The organism is Amycolatopsis sp. cmx-4-54, assembly GCF_046548895.1.
In the GTDB taxonomy this organism is placed as follows: domain Bacteria; phylum Actinomycetota; class Actinomycetes; order Mycobacteriales; family Pseudonocardiaceae; genus Amycolatopsis.
In genome coordinates, this window is record NZ_JAEBEJ010000009.1 from 381,840 (window position 1) to 404,422 (window position 22,583).

At 68.1% G+C, this 22,583-nt stretch carries 18 protein-coding genes; 11 read left to right on the plus strand and 7 right to left on the minus strand.

Translation table 11 applies throughout. From position 1 onward, the window contains the following. Positions 1-2: 2 nt before the first annotated feature. The 10 genes from ACLJQ7_RS29010 (at position 3) to ACLJQ7_RS29055 (ending at position 9,703) form a co-directional block, all read left to right on the plus strand. Positions 3-965 carry a diiron oxygenase gene (locus tag ACLJQ7_RS29010; RefSeq protein ID WP_410651325.1) on the plus strand — a complete coding sequence of 321 codons (963 nt, stop codon included), beginning with the start codon at positions 3-5 and terminating at the stop codon, positions 963-965. Next, positions 962-1,492, plus strand: a complete 531-nt coding sequence (gene dcd, locus ACLJQ7_RS29015; RefSeq protein ID WP_034311385.1) for a dCTP deaminase — start codon at positions 962-964, stop codon at positions 1,490-1,492. Before ACLJQ7_RS29010 ends, dcd begins: the two co-directional genes overlap by 4 nt. Beyond that, a complete protein-coding gene (locus ACLJQ7_RS29020; RefSeq protein WP_410651326.1) occupies positions 1,489-2,013 on the plus strand; it encodes a dCTP deaminase domain-containing protein in 525 nt (174 codons plus the stop codon). The genes dcd and ACLJQ7_RS29020 overlap by 4 nt, the downstream gene beginning before the upstream one ends. Then, positions 2,010-3,062 carry a glycosyltransferase family 4 protein gene (locus ACLJQ7_RS29025; RefSeq protein ID WP_410651327.1) on the plus strand — a complete coding sequence of 351 codons (1,053 nt, stop codon included), beginning with the start codon at positions 2,010-2,012 and terminating at the stop codon, positions 3,060-3,062. The genes ACLJQ7_RS29020 and ACLJQ7_RS29025 overlap by 4 nt, the downstream gene beginning before the upstream one ends. Further along, positions 3,059-4,840 (plus strand): glycosyltransferase, encoded by a 1,782-nt coding sequence (locus tag ACLJQ7_RS29030; protein WP_410651328.1) that lies wholly within the window; start codon positions 3,059-3,061, stop codon positions 4,838-4,840. The genes ACLJQ7_RS29025 and ACLJQ7_RS29030 overlap by 4 nt, the downstream gene beginning before the upstream one ends. Further along, on the plus strand, positions 4,837-5,652 hold the full coding sequence (locus ACLJQ7_RS29035) for an HAD family hydrolase (RefSeq protein ID WP_410651329.1): 816 nt from the start codon (positions 4,837-4,839) through the stop codon (positions 5,650-5,652). Before ACLJQ7_RS29030 ends, ACLJQ7_RS29035 begins: the two co-directional genes overlap by 4 nt. After that, positions 5,645-7,060 carry a glycoside hydrolase family 3 protein gene (locus ACLJQ7_RS29040; RefSeq protein WP_410651330.1) on the plus strand — a complete coding sequence of 472 codons (1,416 nt, stop codon included), beginning with the start codon at positions 5,645-5,647 and terminating at the stop codon, positions 7,058-7,060. Before ACLJQ7_RS29035 ends, ACLJQ7_RS29040 begins: the two co-directional genes overlap by 8 nt. Positions 7,061-7,117: 57 nt before the next feature. Next, the gene (locus ACLJQ7_RS29045) at positions 7,118-7,756 is read left to right on the plus strand and encodes a LysE family translocator (protein WP_410651331.1); all 639 of its coding nucleotides are present in this window, start codon (positions 7,118-7,120) and stop codon (positions 7,754-7,756) included. A gap of 391 nt (positions 7,757-8,147) precedes the next feature. Beyond that, complete coding sequence (locus ACLJQ7_RS29050; RefSeq protein WP_410651357.1) at positions 8,148-9,494, plus strand: MFS transporter; 1,347 nt, start codon at positions 8,148-8,150, stop codon at positions 9,492-9,494. Between the two features lie 62 nt (positions 9,495-9,556). Further along, positions 9,557-9,703 (plus strand): hypothetical protein, encoded by a 147-nt coding sequence (locus ACLJQ7_RS29055; RefSeq protein WP_410651332.1) that lies wholly within the window; start codon positions 9,557-9,559, stop codon positions 9,701-9,703. Between the two features lie 26 nt (positions 9,704-9,729). Here the strand turns inward: ACLJQ7_RS29055 and ACLJQ7_RS29060 are convergent, their stop codons facing one another. The 7 genes from ACLJQ7_RS29060 to ACLJQ7_RS29090 form a co-directional block, all read right to left on the minus strand. Further along, the gene (locus ACLJQ7_RS29060; protein WP_410651333.1) at positions 9,730-14,382 is read right to left on the minus strand and encodes an internalin; all 4,653 of its coding nucleotides are present in this window, start codon (positions 14,380-14,382) and stop codon (positions 9,730-9,732) included. Positions 14,383-14,628: 246 nt separating this feature from the next. Beyond that, entirely contained in the window at positions 14,629-15,972 is a 1,344-nt protein-coding gene (locus ACLJQ7_RS29065; RefSeq protein ID WP_410651334.1) for an MFS transporter, read from the minus strand. Positions 15,973-16,097: 125 nt separating this feature from the next. Further along, complete coding sequence (locus ACLJQ7_RS29070) at positions 16,098-16,499, minus strand: RidA family protein (RefSeq protein ID WP_410651335.1); 402 nt, start codon at positions 16,497-16,499, stop codon at positions 16,098-16,100. Positions 16,500-16,508: 9 nt separating this feature from the next. After that, positions 16,509-17,174, minus strand: a complete 666-nt coding sequence (locus ACLJQ7_RS29075) for a hypothetical protein (RefSeq protein ID WP_410651336.1) — start codon at positions 17,172-17,174, stop codon at positions 16,509-16,511. Next, a complete protein-coding gene (locus ACLJQ7_RS29080; protein ID WP_410651337.1) occupies positions 17,171-18,160 on the minus strand; it encodes a membrane dipeptidase in 990 nt (329 codons plus the stop codon). Before ACLJQ7_RS29080 ends, ACLJQ7_RS29075 begins: the two co-directional genes overlap by 4 nt. Positions 18,161-18,162: 2 nt before the next feature. After that, positions 18,163-19,848, minus strand: a complete 1,686-nt coding sequence (locus ACLJQ7_RS29085) for a hypothetical protein (protein WP_410651338.1) — start codon at positions 19,846-19,848, stop codon at positions 18,163-18,165. Beyond that, complete coding sequence (locus ACLJQ7_RS29090) at positions 19,845-21,350, minus strand: aldehyde dehydrogenase family protein (protein WP_410651339.1); 1,506 nt, start codon at positions 21,348-21,350, stop codon at positions 19,845-19,847. Before ACLJQ7_RS29090 ends, ACLJQ7_RS29085 begins: the two co-directional genes overlap by 4 nt. Positions 21,351-21,457: 107 nt before the next feature. On the opposite strand from ACLJQ7_RS29090, the gene ACLJQ7_RS29095 reads away from it, so the two are divergent. Further along, the gene (locus tag ACLJQ7_RS29095) at positions 21,458-22,354 is read left to right on the plus strand and encodes a LysR substrate-binding domain-containing protein (RefSeq protein WP_410651340.1); all 897 of its coding nucleotides are present in this window, start codon (positions 21,458-21,460) and stop codon (positions 22,352-22,354) included. The last annotated feature ends 229 nt before the right edge of the window (positions 22,355-22,583 follow it).

Below are 22,583 nucleotides of genomic sequence, written 5' to 3' on the forward strand. Positions count from 1 at the left end.
TCATGCATCCCATCGAGCTTGCGGAGACCCACGTCGGACCGAGCATGCTGCGCAGGCTGGCGGCGGCCTGGCCCAAGCGCGCGACCATCCGCACCGACATGGCCGGAGTGGTCAACCCCGGCGAATACGACCCCAGCCTGCTGGACTACCCGCTGCACCTCATGCCGTTCTCGGATCACCCACGGTTCCTCGAAGCGTCGGACGAGCAGCGGCTGCTGGTCAACACGCTGGCGTGGATCGCCTACAACGAGCGCGTCATCGCCGCCGAGGAACACGTGGCGAACCCGACCTTCGAGAAGCTCGCGCACGGTGTCTTCCCCGGCGTCGACCGTTACGAGGTCAAGGAAGTCGTCCAGCAGTCCCATATCGACGAGGTATGGCACACCTACATGCACATGATGGCGATGCAGCGCACCCGTGAGGCCCGCGAGATCAGCCTCGAAGAATCCTTTGTGGAGCCGGTGACGAACCGCAGGCTCTACACGCTCGCCGAGAGCATGGACGAGCAGTGGCAGCGCGATCTGCTCTATCTCATGTGGACGGTCGTCGGCGAGGTCAGCATCAACGCCTTCCTCGACCTGCTGGCCGGCGACAAGTCCATCCAGCCGATGCACGCGCTCATCGCCCGGCTGCACGCCCGCGACGAGGCGGCGCACGGTCCCGTGCTGGCCGAGCTGATGAAGGAGATTTATCCGAAGCTGGAGCCGGAACGGCAGGAGTTCTTCGTCCGGTACCTCCCCGAGGCGATCACCGCGTTCGGCGCCGAGGACTACGAGCTGTGGCCGCAGGTGCTCCGGTTCGCCGGGATCGAGCACGTCGACGAGATCATCGCCGACTGCCGGGCCAAGGAGGACGGCGAGGTCATGATGAACGACTTCGCCACCGTGCGACGGCTGTTGCGGGAACTCGGGATCGAAGACAAGGTGAAGTACCACTTCGTGACGGCCAAGGGCGGCGTCAAATGATCCTGACCGGGCCCGAGATCACCGAGTCGGTGACCGACGGCCGGATCGCGATCTCCCCGTTCAGCCCGGACCAGGTCAACCCGAACAGCTACAACGTCAAGCTCGGCGGCACGCTGATGTCCTATCGGGACAAGGTCGTCGACGCCTACCATCCGAATCCGACCGAGACGATCCAGCTGCCCGAGGACGGGTACGTTCTCCAGCCCGACCAGCTCTACCTCGGGCACACCGAGGAACGCATCGGCTCGGACATCTACGTGCCGCTGCTGTTCGGCCGGTCCTCGGTCGGCAGGCTCGGGCTGTTCGTCGAGATCACCGCCCCGATCGGGGACATCGGCTTCCACGGCCAGTGGACGCTCATGCTCTCCCCCGTGCAGCCGCTGCGCGTCTACCACGGCATGAAGATCGGCCAGATCATGTTCTTCGTGTCGTCCGGCGAGATCGATCTCTACGCGGGGAAGTACCAGTCGGCGGTCGGCCCACAGGAATCCCGCTATTGGCGCGACCGGGTGGCGGTCACGTCGTGATCCTCACCCGCAAGGCGATCGAGAAGGCGCTGGAGAGCGGGGACATCGTGATCGACCCGTTCGAGCCGGACCGGTTGTCGCCCAACGCGTACGACTGGCGCCTCGGCGAGAAGATGCGCGTCTTCGACACGGAACTGGACGCGGCGAGGTCGACGCCGTTCACCGAGCTCGTCATCCCGCCCGAGGGTCTGGTGCTCGAACCGGGTCGGCTGTACCTCGGTGTCACCCACGAGCGGACCCGTTCCGAGCGCTACGCGCAGATGATCAACGGTGACCACACGATCGGCGGGCTCGGCATCTGGGTCCATGTCTCGGCGCCGCTCGGCCACGTCGGCCACGCGATCAACTGGACCCTGGAGATCAGGGTCGCCAGGCCGGTCCGGGTCTATCCGCTGATGACCTTCGGCAAGATCATCTTTCTGGTCGCGCACGGTGCGCTGGCGAGCTATCAGCACGTGGGCGTGAAGTACACGAGTACGGCCGGTATCGACATTTCCCGGCTTTACGAGGAATTGTCGTGAAGACGCTCACCGGGATCGACCTCCCGCCGGGCAGCCCCGGCGGGAGCGTCGAGCTCCTCAAGGACCTCTACCTCGCGCCGGAAGCACCGATCGAGGCCGACGTCTTCATGCTCGGTTCCGGTACGGGTCCCGGCGGGCCGGAACTGCTCGACGTGCCGGGGAAGCAGCTCGACGGGCCAGGGTTCTGGTCCTATGTGGACGATCTGGCGACGGCGATCCGGCGCCGTTTCGATCCGGCCGACTTCGACGCGGTGCACTGGCAGCATCTGAGCTTCGGCGCCACACCCGCGTTGCTGCGCGCGTTTCCCGACCATCCGCGGATCGCGCTGGTGCACGGTACCGATCTGCTCTTCGCGGCGGAGCATCCCACCCAGCGTGAGGTGCTGTGCGAAGCCGCGGCGGCGGCCGGCGCGGTCGTCGTGCCGACCTCGGCGATGGCCGACCTCCTGTGTGAGGTCGCCCCGGTCGAACCGAAGCGGATCGTCCACGTGCCATGGGGAATCCCCGATCGGCTGCTGCACGCACCGCCGCCGCGGCCCGGGCCGCGGGACGGTTTCCGGGTGCTGTACGCCGGGCGGCTGACCGCGGAGAAGGGGGCGGCCGAACTGATCGCGGACCTGACGGGGCTGCCCGGCGTGACATTGTGCGTCGCGGCGCCCGAGCACGAGTTCGCCGCGCTGCCGGTGGACACGGCTCAAGTCGACTACCTCGGGTGGTTCGACCGGCCCGCGTTGTGGCAGGCCTTCGCGCGGCACGACCTGCTCGTGGTGCCGTCGACGACGTTGGAGGCGTTCGGGCTCGTCGCGGTCGAGGCGCAGGCCTGCGGGTTGCCGGTGGCGTATCAGCCGGTGCCGGGGTTGACCGAGGTCCTGGGTGACTCGGCGATCCGGTTCGCCCGGCCCACGCTCGCGGACACCATCCGGCTGCTGGCCAAGGACGACAGCGCGTTGACGGACCTCCGCGCGGCCGGACTGCGCAACGCGGCCCGGTTCCCGCTGTCCAGGACCGCGGCCGGACTGGCAGCGCTGACCGCGGAGGTGCGCCGGTGATCGCGCAACGCGGGCTGTTCGCCGGGCCCGATCCGGTGATCAGCAAGGATCTCTACGTTCAGGTCGTCTCGGGCAGCGCCCGACGCGAGCGGACCGTACTCACGGTGGAACCGGCGTCGAAGGTCTCCGGCAACACGTACTTCGGGCGGTTCCCGGCGAGCTACTGGCAGCGCTGGACGACGGCCGGCGCTGTCGAGGTAGAACTGGAGGCCGACGGTTCCGGCACGGTTTCCCTGCTGGCGTCGGACTTCGAAGGCGAGTCACGCGTGGTGGCGGCGCGGGTGGTGGACGGCGAGCCGATCTCGCTGGTCGCTCCGCTCGACCGGTTCGTCGACGGGGGCGCGTTGTGGCTGGACTGGGAAACCGAACCGGGCCAACGCCTCGTCGTCCGCGACGTGTGCTGGACCGTTCCGGCGGCGGAGCGGTCACGGCCGACGGCGGTGACCATCTGCACGATGAACCGCCCGGCCGACTGCCTCGCCACACTGACCGCGATCGCCGATGATGACTTGGCGCAGGCCGCGGTGCACGCCGTGTACGTCGTCGACCAGGGCACCGACCCGGTGCGGGCCGAGGACGTGCTGCCACCGGGCAAGCTGCGGTACCTGCGGCAGCCGAACCTGGGTGGCGCGGGCGGCTTCACGCGCGGCCTGTACGAGGTCGACGGCGAGAACATGAACGTGCTGTTCATGGACGACGACATCGTCCTGGAACCCGACCTGCTCGTCCGGATGACGGCGTTTTCGGCCTCCACGGCGGAACCGCTGATCCTCGGCGGCCAGATGCTGAACCTGTTGCACCCCACGCGGTTGCACGCGGCGGCCGAGTACACCGACCTGGACGGCATCCGGCCGGGCAGGCCGATCCGGCACAGCCTGCACGCGGTCGATCTGCTGGCCACGGATCCGGCCACCGGCAGGCCGTACCGGCAGGAGTTCCGCGTCGACGCGGGCTACAACGGCTGGTGGGCGTGCCTGATCCCGGGCGAAGTGGTCAAGGAGGTCGGCTATCCGCTCCCCCTGTTCTTCCAGGGTGACGACGCCGAGTACTCCTACCGGGCACGGGAGCGCGGGTTCCCGACGGTGACGCTGCCGGGCGCGGGCCTGTGGCACACCGACTTCCCGTGGAAGGACGCCGACGAGCTCAACCGGTACTTCATTCTGCGCAACTACACGATCATCTCGGCGCTGCACGGCGATTTCCCGGTGCTGAAGATCGCCGGAACCCTGCTCGCCGAGCTGATCCCCTCGCTGCTGGGCATGCGGTACGGCGCCGCGGCGACCTTGATCCAAGCGGTTTCGGACTTCCTCGACGGGCCGGACATTCTACGTGACGGCGGCGTTTCGGCGCTCGCCCGGATCCGCGAGCTCCGGGCCCGCCATCCGGAGACCGTCGCGCATCCACCGACGGCCGTGCCGGGACTCGCCTCGAACGACATCGTGATCAGCGAACCGAGTTTCTTCGACCGGCTGGCACTCGGGCCGTTGCTCGGCGTGCACCGGCTCGCGCTGGGCTCGGTGCCGGTTTCGGAGGCCGACTGGTGGCGTGTCGGCGCGCTGCGCACGGCGGTGGTGACCGACGCGTCGCAACGAGGAGTCCGCGTCCGCACGTACGACCGGGCGCACCTGGTCCGCCTGGCGTACCAGGGCGCGCGGGTGCTCACCCGGTTCATCCGCGACGGGGCCGCCGTCCGCGAGCAGTACCGCGCGGCGCTGCCGCGGCTGACCGGCCGGGACGCATGGACCGGATTGTTCTCGGACGAAGGATCGATGTCATGACGCCCTTGTTGGTGGCGACGGATCTCGACGGCACGGTGGTGCGCCCCGACGGCACGATCTCCGACCGCACGGTGTCGGCGTTCGCCCTCGTCGAAGAATCGGGCGCCGAATTCGTGGTCGCCACCGGCCGTCCGCCGCGGCTGGTGGCCGAGATCGCCGGGAGATTCGGCGACCGTGGCCTCGCGATCTGCTCCAACGGCGCCTACCTGTACGACATGCACACCAGGACGGTCGTCGAGGAATACGCCATCACGACACCGGATCTGGCCGAAGCGGTCGCCAAGCTGCGTGCGGCGATCCCCGGCATCGGCATCGCCGTGGAGCACGCCGACCGGCTGGTCGCGGATCCGGTCTACGAGCCGTGGGAATGGGATCGCGGCGCCACGATCGAGCGCGCCGACGACGCGACACTGCTGAGCCTGCCCGCGCCGAAGCTGCTCGGCAGGCACCCTTCGCTTTCCGCGGACGAACTTCTCGCAATGGCCAAGCCGGCTCTGGACGGGCTCGTCGCCGCGTACCACTCCAACGGCTCACGCCTGGTCGAAGCGATCGCGATCGGCGTGAACAAGGCGGCCGCGCTCGCCCGGCTGGCCGCGCGGGCCGGGGTGGCGGCCTCGGACGTGATCGCGTTCGGTGACATGCCCAACGACCTGCCGATGCTGTCCTGGGCGGGTACGGCGTATGGCGTGGCCAACGCGCACCCCGACGTGCTCGCACTGGTGGACCACGTGATCGGCAGCAACAGCGAAGACGGCGTCGCCGTCGTACTCGAACAGCTCTACGCGAAGGAGAACTCCGTTGTCGGTGAATGAGTTGGACCGCCTCGTCAACGCCTGCCTGCTGGCCGGGTACACCGGGGCGGAACCGCCGGCGTGGGTGCACTCGGCGCTGGCCGACGGGCTCGCCGGGGTCACCCTGTTCCCGGCCAATCTCGACGGTGGCAGGCAAGCGATCGTCCGGCACACCCGCGCGGTGCGGTGGACGGCGCCCGACGCACTGATCGCGCTGGACGAGGAGGGCGGTGACGTCACCCGCCTCGACTACGAAACCGGCAGCGCGTATCCGGGCAACCTGGCGCTCGGCGAGATCGACGACCTGGCGTTGACCGCCGAGGTCGCCGCGGCCATCGCGGCGGATCTGAAGGCCTGCGGGATCAACCTGAACCTGGCCCCGTCGATCGACGTCAACAGCGATCCCGACAACCCGATCATCGGCGTCCGGTCTTTCGGGGCCCGGCCGGAGCTGGTCGCCGCGCACGGAGCGGCTTTCATCGGGTCCATGCAGGACGGTGGCGTGTCCGTCTGCGCCAAGCACTTTCCCGGCCACGGCGCGACGGTGACCGACCCGCACCACGCACTGCCCATTGTGGACTGTCCGGCCGCGACGTTCCGCGAACGTGAGCTGGCGCCCTTCGTGTCGGCGATCAAGGCGGGCGTCCACGCGATGATGACGGCCCACGTGCTCTACCCCGCACTGGATCCGGACAACCCGGCGACGCTGAGCCGCCGTCTGCTCCACGACCTCGTCCGCGAAGAGCTGGGCTACGAAGGTGTGCTGCTGTCCAGCGCGATCGCCATCGAGGCAGGCCAAGGCAACCAGGACATCGGCGCGGTGGCCGTACGCGCGCTTCGGGCGGGATCGGATCTGCTGCTGCTCGGCCCGACCGAGGGTGCGGAGCTCTCCGCGGTCATCCGTGCGTCGGTCTCCGAAGCCGTCCGAGCCGGCACACTTTCGTTGGAGACACTGGAGACCGCGGCCGCGCGAGTGGCCACTTTGCGCGCTCTGGCCGCTCCCCGTGATCTCGGGCTCGAAGCCGCGCGGCGTGCTCTGCGCGTCGACGGACCGGTCGCGTTGACCGCTCCCGCCTTCGTGGTCGAACTGCGCGCCGGCGGCAACGCGATGGGTGAAACCCACTGGAGCCTCGCCGACCGGCTGACCGAACTCGGCGCGGCCCGCTCGACGCTGCTCGCCGACGAAGACGTCCCGGTGGTCTTGCCGTCGACCGGCCCGGTGGTGCTGGTGGTCAGGGACGCGTACCGGACCCCTTGGCAAGCGACCCGGCTGGCCGAGGCCCTGGCCGCCCGGCCCGACGCGATCGTGGTGGCCGTCGGCCTGCCGGACGACGTGACTCCGCAGGTCAAAGCCAGTATCCGGACTTACGGAGCCGGTGCGGTCAACATCGAGGCGGCGGTGGAAAAGCTCACCGCCCGATGGCCGTGAGGCGGCCGATCGCGTCGGCACTGTCTTCACCGGCGGCGATCGGTTTAGCCTGGTCGCATGCCATCGCCTGATCGTCTGACCGCGTTCGCGCTCGCGTCGTTCGTCCTGATCCTCATCCCGGGCCCCGCCGTGCTGTTCGCGGTCAGCCGCGCCTTGGCGTACGGCCGACGGACCGCGCTGATGACCGTGCTCGGTGGTGCGGCCGGCAGTTTCACCGCCGCCACGGCCGTCGCCATCGGAGTCGGCGCCATCATCCAGACCTCCGCCGTGATCTACACCGTGATCAAGTTCGCCGGCGCCGCCTACCTCATCTACCTCGGTGTCCAGGCGATCCGGCACCGCCGGGCACTACGGGAGGCCTTCGAGGCGCAAGCGGTCCCGATCAGCGGCGGACGCACCCTGGTGCAGGGGTTCATCGTCGGCGTCACCAACCCCAAGTCGGTGGTCTTCTTCGCGGCGATCCTGCCCCAGTTCGTCGACCCTTCCGCCGGGCACGCCGGCCTTCAAATGGTGGTCCTGGGTGCGGTGTTCGCCGCGATCGCCCTGGCGATGGACTCTGTCTGGGGCGTGGCGGCGGGAGCGGTCCGATCCTGGTTCGCCCGCTCGGCCCGGCGGATGGATCTGGTCGGCGGAGCGGCCGGTCTCACCATGGTCGGACTCGGCGTCGGCTTGGCCGTCAGCGGCCGCAAGGAGTAGCCCGACGCCGGTCCGAGCCCCTTCCACGTGGCCTATTTGGGCGCCTCACGTGGGGGTCGTGAGTGGTATTGGTCGTTCTAACGCTCTTTACCTCTCACGACCCCAGAATGCGCAAAGTGCTCAAACCGGGCGCCGCAGACCGCACTCCAGTCCCTTATGGACAGTCGCCGGCGAGACCCTCGGGGCCTGGCACGCCCGCCCTACCTCAAAAGGTCCACTGGCCGATCGCGCACGCCGGGTCCTCGGCGATCCCGCCCCGACGTCCACAAGAGTCTTGTTTGCGCGATCCCGCCACCGCGGTCTATCTTCCACCTGTCCGATTAGCGTCCCGAGGTGTCCGGATATCGGACGTCACGTCCGGCCGAGTCGACGAGGAGCGAAAGTGACGAACATGCCCGCCTCGCACGAAACGGCCGATCCGCGATCAGGCGTCAGCCGGTCGGCGTTCAGGCGGGTCCTGGCGGGCAGTACCGCCGGCGCGGTGCTGGAGTGGTACGACTTCGCGCTCTACGGAATCCTGGCGGCCACCGTGCTCGGGCCGTTGTTCTTCCCCGGCGGCGACGGGTTCGCCCAGTTGCTGCTCGCGCTGGCGACACAGGGACTTGGCTTCGTCGCGCGCCCGATCGGCGGCATCGTCTTCGGGCATCTCGGCGATCGCCTCGGGCGCAAACCCATGCTGGTGACCACTTTCCTGCTACTGGGGCTGTCGACCTCCGCGATCGGGCTGCTCCCCACCTACTCTCAGGTCGGCATCGGGGCGACGATCTCGCTGGTCGTGCTGCGGCTGATCCAGGGGTTCGCCCTCGGCGGCGAGTTCGGCGCGGCGGTCCTGATGGTCAGCGAGTACGGAAGCCCGAAGCGGCGAGGCTTCTGGTCGGCGTGGCCGCAGGCGGGGGCGCCGCTGGGCACGGTGCTGGCCACGGCCGTGGTCGGCGGCGTTGCCTTGGTACTCCCCGAAAACGCCTTCGATCAGTGGGGTTGGCGCGTCGGTTTCCTGTTCGCGATCCCGCTTCTGGTCATCGGCTTCTGGATCCGGCGGCGCATCGACGAATCGCCGGTGTTCCAGGAAGCGCAGGCGCGGGCCACGGTCTCCGCGGACGCCGTCCGGGAGCGGTCGAGCATCCTCGAGACACTCGCCCACCCCGGCCCCCTTCTCCGCGGTCTCGGCGTGCGGCTGGGCGAGAACGTGGCCTTCTACGTCTACACCGTCTTCGTCGTCGCCTACGCCACGAAGACCTTCGGCTACGACAAGTCCGACGTCCTCCTCGCCGTGGCCGTCGGGTCACTGCTGCAGTTCACGGGGATGCTGGCCGGCGGCTACTGGTCGGACCTCGTCGGGCGGCGTATCGCCATGCTGGTCCCGGCGGCGGGCCTCGCGGTGTGGGCACCGGTCTTCTTCGCCGTCGTCCAAGCCGACAATCTGCCTTTGCTCTATCTCGGCGTCGGCGTCGGCGCGGCATTGCACGGGCTTCTTGCCGGACCGGAAGCCGCGTGGATCGCCGAACTCTTCCCGACCCGCCGCCGTTTCGCCGGTGCTTCCCTGGTGTTCCAAGGCTCCTCGATCATCGCCGGCGCGCCCGCGCCCCTCATCGCCGTGTGGCTGGCCGAAAAACAGGGGCCCACGGCGGTCGTCCTGTACCTCGTGGGCACGATCGCCGTCACCCTCGTCGCCCTGCTCTTCAGCGCGGAAACCCGGGGCACCGACCTGAATTCCGACCCCGGCGCCACGACCACCTGAATCCTGACCTGACGCGCGGATCCACGGGACGGCGGGAACGCCGTGGCCTGGACTACACGCCGTTGTTCCGATTCCTGCTCGGCAAAACCGGCGCGGACTGGGACGACGGCAACCGGTGGCAGGCCGTCAACCCCGAACTGGGCGCAGACGACCTGAAATCACCTGTCACCGGCGTCCGGTTCACCCGGAAGTATCGGCCACCGCAGTGACGCGATCATGGACCGAGGCAGAAGCGTCATCGAACGGAACGTCGTCTGCCCGCGAGGCGGACCGCTGTTCCGGCCAGCAGGAGGAACAACGCGCCGAGCAGCATGTCGGTCAGCGGACTTCCGGTCTCGGCCAGAGGCCCGGGCTTCGGCGGTTTCGGTCCCGGCTCCGTGCCATCGGGTTCGCCGGGCGGAGGCGTCCCTGGCGGCGTGGTGACGGTGACGGTGGTGGTCGTCGAGCAGTCCGGTTCGGCACCCGTGGCGCAGCTTCCGCCGGTCGTCGTCGTGGTGACCACGTTGCGCAGCTTCCGCTCGTCCTTGACGTCGCGGTTCACCGTGACGCTGTAGGTGACGGTGACCTTCGCGCCGACCGCGAGCTTGCCGCTCCAGGTGAGCACGGTCCCGGTGAGACTCGCCGTTCCGGCGGTCGCCTTCAGGTCGCCGTTGTAGGTGGCGGAGCTCAGCACGTCGCGCAGTTCGTCGGTGAAGTTCGCCTTGTCGTAATCCGCACCACCGGTATTGGTGACGGTGACCGCGTAGTTCACCGTCTTCCCGGGCTCGACCATCCCGGGAGTGGCTTCTTTGCGGATCTTCATCGACTTGACCGGGGTCTCGGTCCCACAGCCCGGGTCGGCTTTCGCCGTCTCGATCCGGAATAGCTGCCGCATGGCGTGCGTCGACGGTGGACAGTTGGTGTCGTCCGGGCTGGTGACCGTGTTGCGGAGCACCTTGTCACCGCCTGGCGGCGAACCGACGGTCACCGAATAGGTGAGGGTCACGGCCGCCCCCTTGGCCACGTCGCCTCGCCAGGTAAGCCTTGGCGCCCCATAGGAAACCGCGCCGCTGGTGGCCGACGCGTCGTTGTTGTAGACCGCGTCGTCGAGCACACCGAACAGATCGTCGGTGAACGAGGCACCGCGCTGATCCGCGTTTCCGGTGTTGCGCAAGGTGATCGTGTAGGTCACCTTGCCACCTGGTCCGGTTTCGGCGGGCGCCGCCTTCTTCGTGATGTCCAGTTTGGGAGTGGGGAGTTCCGAACGGCAGTCAGGATCGTTCGAATCCGTCTCGCAGTTGGAGCCTTCGCCGGTGACGACGTTGCGCAGCCGCTGGTTTCCCTTGTTGGTGACGGTGACCGAGTAGGTGATCGTCACCTTGGCGCCCCTGGCGAGGTCACCGGTCCAGAGCAGCCTCGGGCTGGTGAATGCGAGGGTGCCCGCGTCGGCTTTCTGATCGCCGTTCCAGGTCGCGTCGTCGAGCACATCGGTGAGGTCGTCGGTGAAGGAAGCACCGGCATAGGCCGCCTCTCCGATGTTCTCCACGGTCACCGTGTACCTCGCCACGTCACCGGTCACCACGTCGTTCGGGCCACCGGTCTTGACGATCTTCAGCGCGGGCACCGCGGTTTCGGTCCCGCAGTCCGGGTCGGCCGATCCGGTTTCGCAGTTGGTGTCCGGTGTGCCGGTGACCGTGTTCTTCAGCTTCTTGTCGCCCGTCGGCGGGCTCCCGATCGTGACGGTGTAGGAGATTCCGACCGCGGTGTCGACCGTGACGTCGCCACTCCAGCTCAGCACCGGCGCGCTGTAGGAGATGGTGCCCTCGGTCGCCCGGGCGTCGTTGTTGTAGACGGCGTCGTCGAGCACACCGGACAGATTGTCGGTGAACGAAGCGCCGACGTATTTCGCCTTGCCGACATTGGTCAGTTGAATGGTGTAAGTGATCGTCTCGCCGGGTTTGGGGTTCTCCGGGTACGCGATCTTGCTGATGTTCAGCACCGCGACGGGCGTGACCTGGTTGCACTCCGGCCGGGAAGTGCCCGGCGGGCAGGTCGAACCTTCCGGCCCGGTGACCGCGTTGCGCAGTTCGTCGTCGCCCGTCCCGTCGGCCTTGACGGTCACCGAGTAGGTGATGATCACGGTGTCGCCCGCGGGCAGATCGTGTGACCAGGTCAGCGTCGGCTCGGTGTAGCCGACCGTGCCGCCGCCTCGCGCGAGATGATCGTTGTTGTAGGTGGCGTCGTCGAGCACACCGGTCAGGTCATCGGTGAACCGGGCGCCCTGGTACACACCGGTGCCGGGGTTGGTCGCGGTGATCGTGTACGTGATCTTCTCGCCCGGCTTCGCCGTCGCAGGACTCACGGTCTTCTTCAATTCCAGCAGGCCGATGGCGGTTTCCTCGCCACACCGCGGATCGGTGTTGCCCGGCGGACATGTCGACCCGTCCGGGCCGATGACCGAGTTCTTCAGTTTCTTGTCCCCGGCGGGGGGTTTCCCCACCGTCACCCGGTAGGTGACGGTGATCGTGGCGCCCTTGGCCACGTCACCGTTCCACCGGAACTTCTTGGTCCCGGCGTCGAAAGCCGTTGTCCCGGCCGTCTTCGTGACCACATCGTCCCAAGTCGCGTCATCGAGGACGCCGGTCAGGTCGTCGGTGAACGACGCCCCCGGATAGTTCGCTTCACCGGTGTTCTCGACGGTCACCGTGTAAGTGACCTGATCTCCCGGTTTGGCGTCCTGTTTGTCCACGGTCTTCTCGATGTCCAAGGCACCGACCAGGGTTTCCGTCGTGCACTCCGGTTCGGTTCCGGTCACGCAGGTCGAGCCGTCCGGCCCGGTCACCGAGTTCTTCAGTTTCCTGTCCCCGGCCGGCGGGGTGCCGACGGTGACGGTGTAGGTGACGGTCACCGTCTTCCCGGCCGCGATGTCGCCGGTCCAGCGCAACGTCGGTGCGGCGTAGGACGGCTGGGTCGGGGTGTTCGCGCCATCCGTCTTGGCGACGGCGTCGTTGTTGTAGCGCGCGTCGTCGACGACACCGCTCAGGTCGTCGGTCAGCGTCACGCCAGGGTACGGCGCCCTGCCGACATTCTCGGCGGTGACGGTGTACGTGATCGTGCCTCCCGGCTCGACCTCCCGCGGAGACACCGTCTTGCGGATCACGAGGCCACTGATCGGCTCGTCGGTGCCACAGTCCGGGTCGGCGGAGTCCGGCGGGCAGTTGCTTCCGTCCGGGCCGACCACCACGTTGGTCAGCTTCCTGTCACCGGACGGCGGTTCCCCGACCGTGACCGTGTAGGTGATGGTGACCGTCGACCGTTTCGCGACATCACCGGTCCAGCGGAGTTTCCTGTCCGCCTCGGTGTAGGTGACCGCGCTCCCGGCCGGGCTGCCGTCCGCCTTCTTCGCCGCGCCGTCGTCGTTGTAGCGAGCGTCATCGACCACTTCGGACAGATCGTCCACCAGAGTGGCAGCGTCCCAGTCCGCGGTGCCGTCGTTGCGCAGCAGGACCGTGTAGGTCACGGTGTCCCCCGGTCCCGGATCGGCCGGGGTGCTGGTCTTCTTCATCGTCAGCAGGGCGATCGGCGTCGCGGTTCCGCAGGACGTGTCGGTGGCGGGGTCGGCGCAGTTGCTGTCCGGTGCGGTGATGGTGTTCTTCAGCTCCTTGTCCCCGCCCGGCGGCTTGTTCACCGTGACCGTGTACTCGATGGTCACCGTCCGGCCGGGTGCGATGTCTCCGGTCCATTCGAGTTTTTTCGTGGCGCTGTCGTAAGCGGGCTGGGTCGGGGTGTCGGCCGCGCCGTCCTTGGCGGTGGCGTCGTTGTTGTACTCCGCGTCGTCGACGACGCCGGTGAGATCGTCCGTCACCTTGGCTCCGGTGTGCGGCGCGATGCCCCTGTTCTCCGCGGTGATCGTGTACGTGACCGTCTCACCCGGCTTGGCGATCCGCTTGTCGGCGGTCTTCTCGACCACCAGTTCGCTGGTCAGGTTCGGCGAAACCCCGCAACTGGCGAGGTCGGTGATGAACCAGCTTCCCGGCGCCTCTGGCTGCACCGTTCCGGTCCGGTTGTTCTGCACGACCCCACCGGCGACCTGGGCTGAGACCCCGGTGCGCGGGTCGACCCGGTAAAGCGCGCCGCTGTAGTGCCCGAGGTAGATGGAGCCGTTGTGGTAGGCCATGCCGTAGTTGTCGAAACCATTGCTCGACCCAGGGCCGACGACTTTGACCGCCTGCGTCGTCGTGCCGGTGGCCGGATCGAGCCGGTAGATGTACGTCGAACCGCGATAGATGATGCCGTAGTAGGCGCCGCCCTCCCGGTCCACGAACAGGTCCGGCACCAGCGAACCGCCCGCGAAGACCGGATCGTCCAATGGCACCGAGGTCAGATTGCGGCCCCGCTCCCACACCTGGCTCGCCCCGGTCGCCAGGTTCAGCTGGAAGAGCTTCGGCCTGCCGCCGTTCTGCGCCCCGTACATCATGCCGGTGCTCGCGTCCGCGGTCAGCCCGCCCCAGTTGGTACCCGGCGGCAGGTCCCGCGTCGCACCACCGGCGATCTGATCGGTCACCGTGTTCGTGCCCGAGACGTGCTTGTAGAGCTTGCGCGCACCGGAGGTGTAGTTCGAATAGAACGCCGCCACCTTGCCGGTATCCGGATCCCTGCCCATCGCCATGTTGCTGGACCAGTAATCCGGCGGACCGCCACCGGTGCGTTTGGTGATCAGCGAGTTCTCGATCGTCGCGTCCCCACCCGCGCCGTTCGCCTGCTCGAAACCATTGCGGTAATTGCTGTGATACAGGTGATCGCAGTCGAAAACGGACGGATCCTTCTCCCCCTGGACCACCCAATCCGCCGCGGACGCCGTCGGGACGCCGGAAACCAAGGCCAACGCGGCGACCAGCGCCACGGTCACGCCGTGAACCGGCCAACGCCACGCGAGCGATCGGAGAATCACAAGATCACATTCACACGACGTCGAAAAACGCGCACCACGAAACGCCCGGCCGCGGGGTGACTACCAGCAAAGATCACCCATCAAGGGCACCTCCTGGCTGAGCATGCGCGGTGCCGAAGCGGCGTATGCGACGGCCTTGGCGCGCCCTCACCGGGGATACCCTCCGGTCCGCCGGAGGGTACCCCCGCATGGTCCCTGGGCCCGTCATGCGGGCAACGACGACGCCTCGTGCAGGGATTGGTTCTTGGTCTCCGGGGCCATGAACCAGCTGACCAGGGCACCGGCCAAGGCGATGGCCGTGGCGATGTACATGGTGGTGGAAAGACCGAGTTCGGCCAGTGACCACGGGGTCGCGAAGGTCCCGATCGCCGCGCCGATCCGGCTGATCCCGGTGCACAGTCCCACCGCGGTCGCCCGGATCTCCGTTGGGAAGAGCTCGTTGGGGTAAATCCATTCCAGGATGGACGGGCCGCCGTTGAAGATCGCGTAAAAGGCGAACGCGAGCGCGATCATCCACAACGCGGAGTCCGGCTTGATCGCGAGGTAGAGCAAACCGGCTGCGGAGAGAACGAACCCGCCGATCAGAATGGGCCGCCTGCCCATCCTGTCGACGAGGAGCAAGGCGACGATGTTGCCGACGAGAAAGAACACGTTGATCAGGCCGTAGCCGAGATTGGCCTGATCGCCACTGTCCAAGGAGAAGAGGGCGAGTATCTGCGGGCCGAAGGAGTAGATGGCGAACAGGGTGACCACGGTGGCGGTCCAGAACACCGAAATGAACACGACCCGGCGGAGATAGCCGGTCCGGATCACCGCCGACAGCGTGCTGGGCCGCTCCTCGTCCGGCAGGTCGTCCAGCGTGGCGTTCTCGTCCACGGTCGAGCGCAGGATGGCGAGCGCTTCGTCCCCGCGTCCCTTGCTCATCAGCCAGCGCGGCGACTCGGGGATACTGGTCCGGGCGATCACGATCAGCACGGCGGGCACGGCCGAGGACAACAGCATCCACTTCCAGCCGTCGTCCAGCTGCAACAGGGCGTAGCCGACGAACGCCGCGACCGTCGCGCCGACGAACCACATCGCGTTCAGCCCGCCGACCAGCCGTGCCCGCCACGCCTTCGGGGCGAATTCGGCGACCAGCGAGGTGGCGATGGGGTAATCGGCTCCCACGGCGATGCCGATGAGCAGACGCAGCACGAACAGTTCGACTTCGTTGGTGACGAAGAACTGCAGTACGGAGCAGACGATGATCGCGATCAGGTCGATCGTGTACATCAGTTTGCGGCCGATCCGGTCGGTCACGGCGCCGAAGACGGCGCCGCCGATGAACACACCGACCAGGGCCGACGCCCCGATGAGACCGGTCCACAGTGTACTCATGCCGAATTTCGGCTCGATCTGCACGAGTGCGATGCCGATGATGCTGAGGATGTACCCGTCAAGGAAAGGCCCGCCCGAGGAAAAGGCCGCGAGCTTCACATGAAAGGAGTTCAAGCGCGCGTTTTCCAGCGAGGAGCCGGTTGTCGCGCCATGGCCGGTATCGACATTCATTTCGGGTACATCCTCCGGAGTGGGAGTGTGCGGACCATTCGCCCGTACGGTGGTCTCAGCCACGTTAAACAGCACCCGAAATGATCGGAAATACCGTTTTCACACTCGTTGATATGGACCGCGTATCAATGCGATCGCGACCCGGTGTCCACATCGGATCGGATCGCCGCCACCGCGTCGATCTCGATCCGTTTGTCACCACGGAACCGCGCCACTTCGACGGTGGTCCTCGGCGGCAGGGGAAGACCGGAAAGCCTTTCCAGGTAAGCACTGTTGTAGGCGTCGAACTCGTCGAGGTCGGCCAGGTACACCGTCAGCTTGAGGAGCGTCGTGAGATCGGCACCGGCGACGGCCAGCGTCCGTTCGAGGTTGTCGAGCGCGACGTGCACCTGGTCGCCGATGCCGCCGGGAATGGTTCCGTCGGGCCGGACCGGTACCTGACCGCAGGCCCAGACCGTTCCATTGTGGACGGCGGCACCGGCATAGGGAGCGTCGGGTTTGTCGGGATGGGGGAACAGAGCGGGCATCGAAGACCTTCAGCTTTCGGGAACCAGGAATCGTCTGGACGCGGCATACACGACGGCCCACGGCTCGGCGGCCACCCGCAGGCCGTTCGCCATCGCAGCCTCGGCGAGGCCGCCGAGTTCGACACCGTCCTCGGGAGTCCCTGGGGACTTGAAAAGGATCACCCCGGGCATTCCGTCCGGGGCCGGGAACGGTGTGGGGTCTGCCGCCCGGAACACACGGCCGTCGGGCACCGCGAGCGAGCGGCTTCCGTCGGCGAGCACCGCCAGCGCGGAGCCGGACACCATCGCCGCGGTGCGCGCGACCGCCTCCATGACCGCGATCGAGGTGGTGCCCGGCGAGAACACCGGCTGTCCGATGGCTACGGCGAGGTCCGCCGCGAGCGGTCCGAGCAACATCGGCCCACGGCCGCCGCCATCGGAAAGCACCGCCAGCGCGCTCGTCCGCTCGAGGTGCACCGGACTGTTCTTCACCCGGACGCGCGCGAGTTCTTCCAGCAGCGAGGCGACCCCTGAACCGTCGGCCGCTTCGGCCCACAGCACCGCCTCGGCGGCGGCCGCGCCTTCGCCGCCCGAGGCTCCGGCGGCCAGCAGCGCCCGGAACGCGGCTTCGCGTACTTCTCGCGCCGCGAGCCGGACCGTGGTGCGCAACTCGCTGGGCACGATGCCCGCCGTCATGCCTTCACGCCCGCGAAGACCTCGCCGAACAGACGCAGCCAGTTCTCGCCGAGCACGAGTGTCATGGTGGCTTCGTCGAGCCCGGCCGCCATCAGGCCGTCGACGACCGCCGGGAAGTCCTCAGGGCCGGAAAACCACGACGGCCACTTCGGCCACTCGGGACGGACCTCGTTCGCCGCGGGTGGGCGCCAGCGTCCGTTCCGCAGCCAGCCGACGAAATCCGGCGACCAGTTGCAGGTGCAGTCGCTGCCGATGGCGACGTGCTCCGGGCCGATCTCCTCGACGAGGGCGGCGACCATCCGGCAGAACTCCGTCCGTGTCGTCCGCTCGCCACCGAGGACGTTCGGATAGAGGCAGCAGCCGATCACGCCACCGCGTGCGGCCAGTGCCTTGATCACGTCGGCGGGCTTGTTGCGGGGGTGGTCGAAGAACCACGTCGGGTTGGCATGGGTGATGGCCACCGGCGCCGCCGACGCCTCGATCGCGTCCCGCGAGGTGCGGTTGCCGACGTGAGACAGGTCGACGAGCATGCCGACCCGGTTCATTTCCTCGACGACGAAGCCGCCGAACCGGGTCAGTCCGGAATCCCGCGGGTCGTAACAGGCGCCACCGACCAGGTTCTGGATGTTGTAGGTCAGTTGCGCGACCCGCACCCCGAGGCGGTGGAACACCTCGACCATCCGGTAGTCGTCCTCGAACGGTGACGTGTTCTGGAAGCCGAGCAGTACGGCGACGCGGCCGTCGGCCCTGGCCTGCCTGACCTCCTCGACGGTGCCGGCGAGTACGACCAGGTCGGGATTCTCCGCCGCCAGCGAGTACCAATCACCGATCGCGCGGACGGTCTCCGCCGTTCCCTCCCAGACGGCGCAGGTGGCGTTGACGCCGTGCACGCCACCGGTACGCAGTCGCTCCAGGACCCCGCGGTCCCAGTTGTTGATCTGGAGGCCGTCGACCACCAAGGGCGGCTCGGTTGTGGATGTGCCCACGTTCAGTCCTTTCCCGGCTTGCGGCTGAAGATCCAGTCGTCGTCGATCCCGGTCGCGACGTCGGTGGCCCTCGGTGCGCCGGAGAACAGCGTCACCCGGAGCCAGTCGGTGGATTGGGGGCTGTAGTTCTCCATGCCGTACATGGCGAGTTGGAACCGCTGTACGTGCAGGGGCACGAAATCCTCGCCCAGCAGGTTGGCCCGCACCTCCGCGTAGGGCAGGGAGGCGAGGGACTGCACCCGGGCGATCGCCCCCCGATGCCACGGGTGCGCGAGAAGGAATTCCGCGACGAGCCGGTCCGGAGCGGCGGTGACCAGATCCTCCCGCAGGGCGGCGACGGCACGAGCGACGTCTATCGGGTGCTCGACCTCGGCTCCCGGATCGATGCCCCGGCGGCCGCGGCGTGGTTCTTCGTTGTTCTCGGAGGAGAACCAGAAGTACGCCTGCGCTTTCCGGTCGGCGAAGTCGAACCGGCCGACCCAGCCGTACGCCCGGTCGACGAGTTCCCGGAGCGCGCCACAGCTCTGCGCGGGGCGCACCGCCAGAACTTCCTCGCACCGAAGCAATTCCTCCACCTCGTCGTCGAGTTCGTCGTACGTCTCGACGAGCACGGAGCCGACCACACCGCGGATCTCCGGTCCCCCGGCGGCTCGGTACAACGCGCGCCACGCGTGTCCGGTCGCCTTCCCCGCGACCGTCCCGGTGCGGGCGTATTCGGTCGCCGGCTCGATGACTCCGGCCAGGCCCCCGGCCATCGCCGCTCCGGACAGGTAGGGCTCGGTGGGCAAGGTGTCGCGCTCCGCGAAGTAGTCACGCGCCCGTGCCAAGAGCTCCAGGACCCGGTCCGTCCGGGGGCTCTCCGGTGAGGTCGGCTGCGCCAAGGCGTAGGCGAGCGGGAGTTCGCGCGCGGTACACCAGGCGTCGAGGACGTGCGGGTGGTTGATCACGTAGGGCACCATGCCGAGCCCAGTGGCGTTGCCCAGCCCGAAATAGCGGCGCCAGTCACCGGAAAGTGCCGCGGCGGCGGGATTGCGCACTCGCGCACAATGTTCGACGAGATCGTAACTCAGTTCTCTCAACAACCAAGCGGCGAGCATCTGCGAGCGATACGAGATCCGGAGCGGGTGGCCGGCGTCGATCCGCTCGAATTCGGCGAGTCCGAATTTCCCGTTGCTGTAGAAGGCGGTGCTGCGCAACAGGTAGGCGGCGTCGCCGAGCTCGGAAGGGTCGGGCTGCGACCCGGCCGCGAGCCTGCCGACGACGTAATCGAAGAACCGCTGACTGCGATTCGCCCGCGTCCACACCAGGGTTCCGGCGTCCGCCCTGCCTTGTTCCTGGCGCGGCACCTGAACGCGAAGGTCCGCCAGCCGTTCCGTGTCGACGGGACCGTCCACGAGCGCGGCCGTGACGTCCCACGCCTCGGCGACGACCCGGTCGGTGCGCTGGTCCTCCCGGATGGTGGTGCTGAACGCGACAAAATGCCATACCCGGCCCTCGGCGCGAATCCGGTAGACGGCTTCGCCTCTCCCGGCGGAATCCATCTCCCAGCGCTCACGGGTCACCTGCCAGCGCCGCGCCGCCGCGGCACGGAGGAAGGACCGCGCGAAGCTGTGCCGGGTGTACCGGCACGCGCCCATCTCCGCGGGGGCCAGCACCTCGTCGGCGGGTCGTGTGTCCTGCCGGGTCATCGCCCGCTCCGGGCAGGAGTGCCCGTCCGCAGGTAAGCGGTCTTGGACCAGGTGAAGAACTCGGCGCTGGTGTCGCCGTTCTGCTCCCGCGGCGCCGGGAACGAAGAGTCCTTCAGCCCGCCGAACGGAGCGTGCAGTTCGGAGCCGGTGGTCGGCGCGTTGACCTTGACCAGCCCCGCGTCCAGCTCGGTGACACAGCGTCGCGCGGCCCGTTCGTCACAAGTGAACACCGAGGCCGTCAGCCCGAACGTGGTGCCGTTGGCCAACATGATCGCGGCGTCCAGATCGGCGGCGCGAAGCACCACGGTGAGCGGGCCGAACACCTCTTCGCGGCAGATGGTCAGGTCCGGCGTCCCGGCCAGCAGGGTCGGCGGCACGAAATGCCCCTCCTCGGGTGGCGCGCTCGACGGCTGGGCCAGCACCACCGCCCCCTCGCGCTTCGCCTCGGCCAATGCCGACTCGACCTCCGCGCGGGCCCGCGCGGACACCAGCGGACCGATGTCCACGCCCTCGGCCGCGCCGTCGCCGAGGACCAGAGCCTCGACACGGGCGGTCAGCGCGGCCACGAGCGGCTCGTACGCGTCGCCGACCGCGATGATCCGCCGGGTCGCCGTGCATTTCTGCCCCGCACTGGACATGGCGCCCGCGGTGAGCGCCACCGCGGTTTCCACGGGATCGGCGTCGGGCAGCACGATCGCGGCATTGTGCCCGCCGAGTTCGAGCTGCACCTTGGCGCCACGGGGAACCGCGGCCGCCTGGATCGACCGGCCGACCGGGACCGACCCGGTGAAGGTGATCCCGGAGACCTCCGGCTTCGCCACGAGCGCCGCGCCCAGGCTTCCCGGCCCCAGCACCAGGTTCAGCACCCCGTCGGGAAGCCCGGCCTCCGCGAGGATCTCCGCGAAGGCGACCGCCACCGCCGGCGTGTCACTGGCGGGCTTCCACACCACCGTGTTCCCGTGCACCAGGGCGGGAGCCAGCTTCCACGCCGGGATCTGGACCGGGAAGTTCCACGGCGTGATCGCCGCGACCACGCCGAGCGGCCGCCGCACGGTGCGGATCAGCTCGTCCGGGTGACTGGACGGGTAGGTCACGCCGTCGGCCGCCCTGGCCTGCGCGGCGTGGTAGTGCAGCGTTTCGACGCTGAGCTCGGCCTCGGCGCGTGCCTCCGGGAGGGTCTTGCCCTGCTCCCTGGTGATCAGCGCCGCCAGGTCGTCGACCCGGTGCGACAGCAGCTCGGCGGCCCGGCGCAGGATCCGGCCGCGGCCGATCGGTCCCGTCCGATCCCATCCCGGTGCCGCGGTGACGGCGGCACGGACCGCGCGAGCGAGCTGCTCTTCGGTCGCGACGCGATAGGAGGCGACCGTTCGGCCTGGACGTGCCGGATCGTCGCTCGCTGCTTGCGCACCGTCACCGGCGCACCATTCGCCATCGATCAGGTGCCGCAAGGCGATGGGCTGGTCGTTACTGAATTCGACCTGTTCAGACAGGGTTTGTGGCACGGGTGTCGCTCCTCACGCGGCTTGCCGGTGCAGTCACGGTAAGCACACCTGAGGAGGAACAGAAATACATATTGGCACCTGACTGATAGGCATGGGATATTAATCGGATGGAGTTACGCCAGCTGCGTTATTTCGTCGCCGTGGCCGAGGAGATGAACTTCCGCCGGGCGGCGGAACGGCTCCACATCGCCCAGCCCGCGTTGAGCCAGCAGATCAGCAAGTTCGAACACGAGTTGCGCACCGAACTGTTCCGGCGCACCACACGGCGGGTCGAACTGACCGATTCGGGTCGTGTGCTGCTCGTCGAGGGCCGTCGAGTCCTCGCCGAGGCCGACCACGCACTCGCCGCCGTCACCCATGCCGCGCACGGCGAGACCGGGACGCTGCGCGTGGGTTTCGTCAGTTCGGCGGCGCTGAGCATCGTTCCCGCGATCGCGCTGGCGCTGCGCGAATCCTTGCCGGGCCTGCATCTCGACCTCAGGGAAGCCACGACCGACGACCAGCTCGAGAGCGTCGGCGAAGGACGGCTCGACGTCGCGATCGTCCGCGAGGTCGAGCCGGCTCCCGGACTGACCGTCCGCCCGCTGCTCCGCGAGCGCCTGATCGTGGCGGTACACGAAGCACATCCGCTCGCGGACCGCGGCTCGATCGGACTGGCCGAACTAGCCGGGGAGCGGTTCCTGGTATTCCCTCGCAGCCGGGTTTCCCGGCTCTACGACCACATCGCCTATCTGTGTCATCGAGCGGGTTTTCGCCTGGAAGCGACCCAAGAAGCCGTACAATTCCCCACCCTGCTCGGCCTCGCCGCCGCGAACACCGGGATCACCATCGTGCCCGAATCGCTCAGCGCGCTTCAGCTTCCCGGTTTGCGGTACGTGCCGATCAGCGACGCGGAGGCGCTCTCCGTCGTTTCGGTCGTCTGCCGCGCCGACCGCGAAACCGCCCCTCAGGTCGCCAAATTTCTCGAGATCGCCGCCACCGCGCCGGTGAATGTGGCGAGCTGAGCTTCAGTATCCACAGAGGACACTTGAGCAGGAGATGTCCGATTGATGACTGAACATGCGGTTTCCGCGGGGGTCGTGAGTGGTAATGACGGTTAGAACGACCTGTCCTGTTTCAGGACTTCGTGAACAGATGTGTTTCAGGACTTCGTGAACGGTTTCTGGTTGGTGAGACGTTGGTAGCGTACTGAGCGGTCGAGTGTGAGCTGGTGGGTGACCGTGTCGCCGATCA

Coding starts and splice junctions, on each gene's coding strand:
- ACLJQ7_RS29010 (WP_410651325.1), top strand. CDS start 3: ATGCATCCCATCGAGCTTGCGGAGACCCACGTCGGACCGAGCATGCTG.
- dcd (WP_034311385.1), top strand. CDS start 962: ATGATCCTGACCGGGCCCGAGATCACCGAGTCGGTGACCGACGGCCGG.
- ACLJQ7_RS29035 (WP_410651329.1), top strand. CDS start 4,837: ATGACGCCCTTGTTGGTGGCGACGGATCTCGACGGCACGGTGGTGCGC.
- ACLJQ7_RS29045 (WP_410651331.1), top strand. CDS start 7,118: ATGCCATCGCCTGATCGTCTGACCGCGTTCGCGCTCGCGTCGTTCGTC.
- ACLJQ7_RS29050 (WP_410651357.1), top strand. CDS start 8,148: ATGCCCGCCTCGCACGAAACGGCCGATCCGCGATCAGGCGTCAGCCGG.
- ACLJQ7_RS29065 (WP_410651334.1), bottom strand. CDS start 15,972: ATGAATGTCGATACCGGCCATGGCGCGACAACCGGCTCCTCGCTGGAA.
- ACLJQ7_RS29070 (WP_410651335.1), bottom strand. CDS start 16,499: ATGCCCGCTCTGTTCCCCCATCCCGACAAACCCGACGCTCCCTATGCC.
- ACLJQ7_RS29075 (WP_410651336.1), bottom strand. CDS start 17,174: ATGACGGCGGGCATCGTGCCCAGCGAGTTGCGCACCACGGTCCGGCTC.
- ACLJQ7_RS29085 (WP_410651338.1), bottom strand. CDS start 19,848: ATGACCCGGCAGGACACACGACCCGCCGACGAGGTGCTGGCCCCCGCG.
- ACLJQ7_RS29095 (WP_410651340.1), top strand. CDS start 21,458: ATGGAGTTACGCCAGCTGCGTTATTTCGTCGCCGTGGCCGAGGAGATG.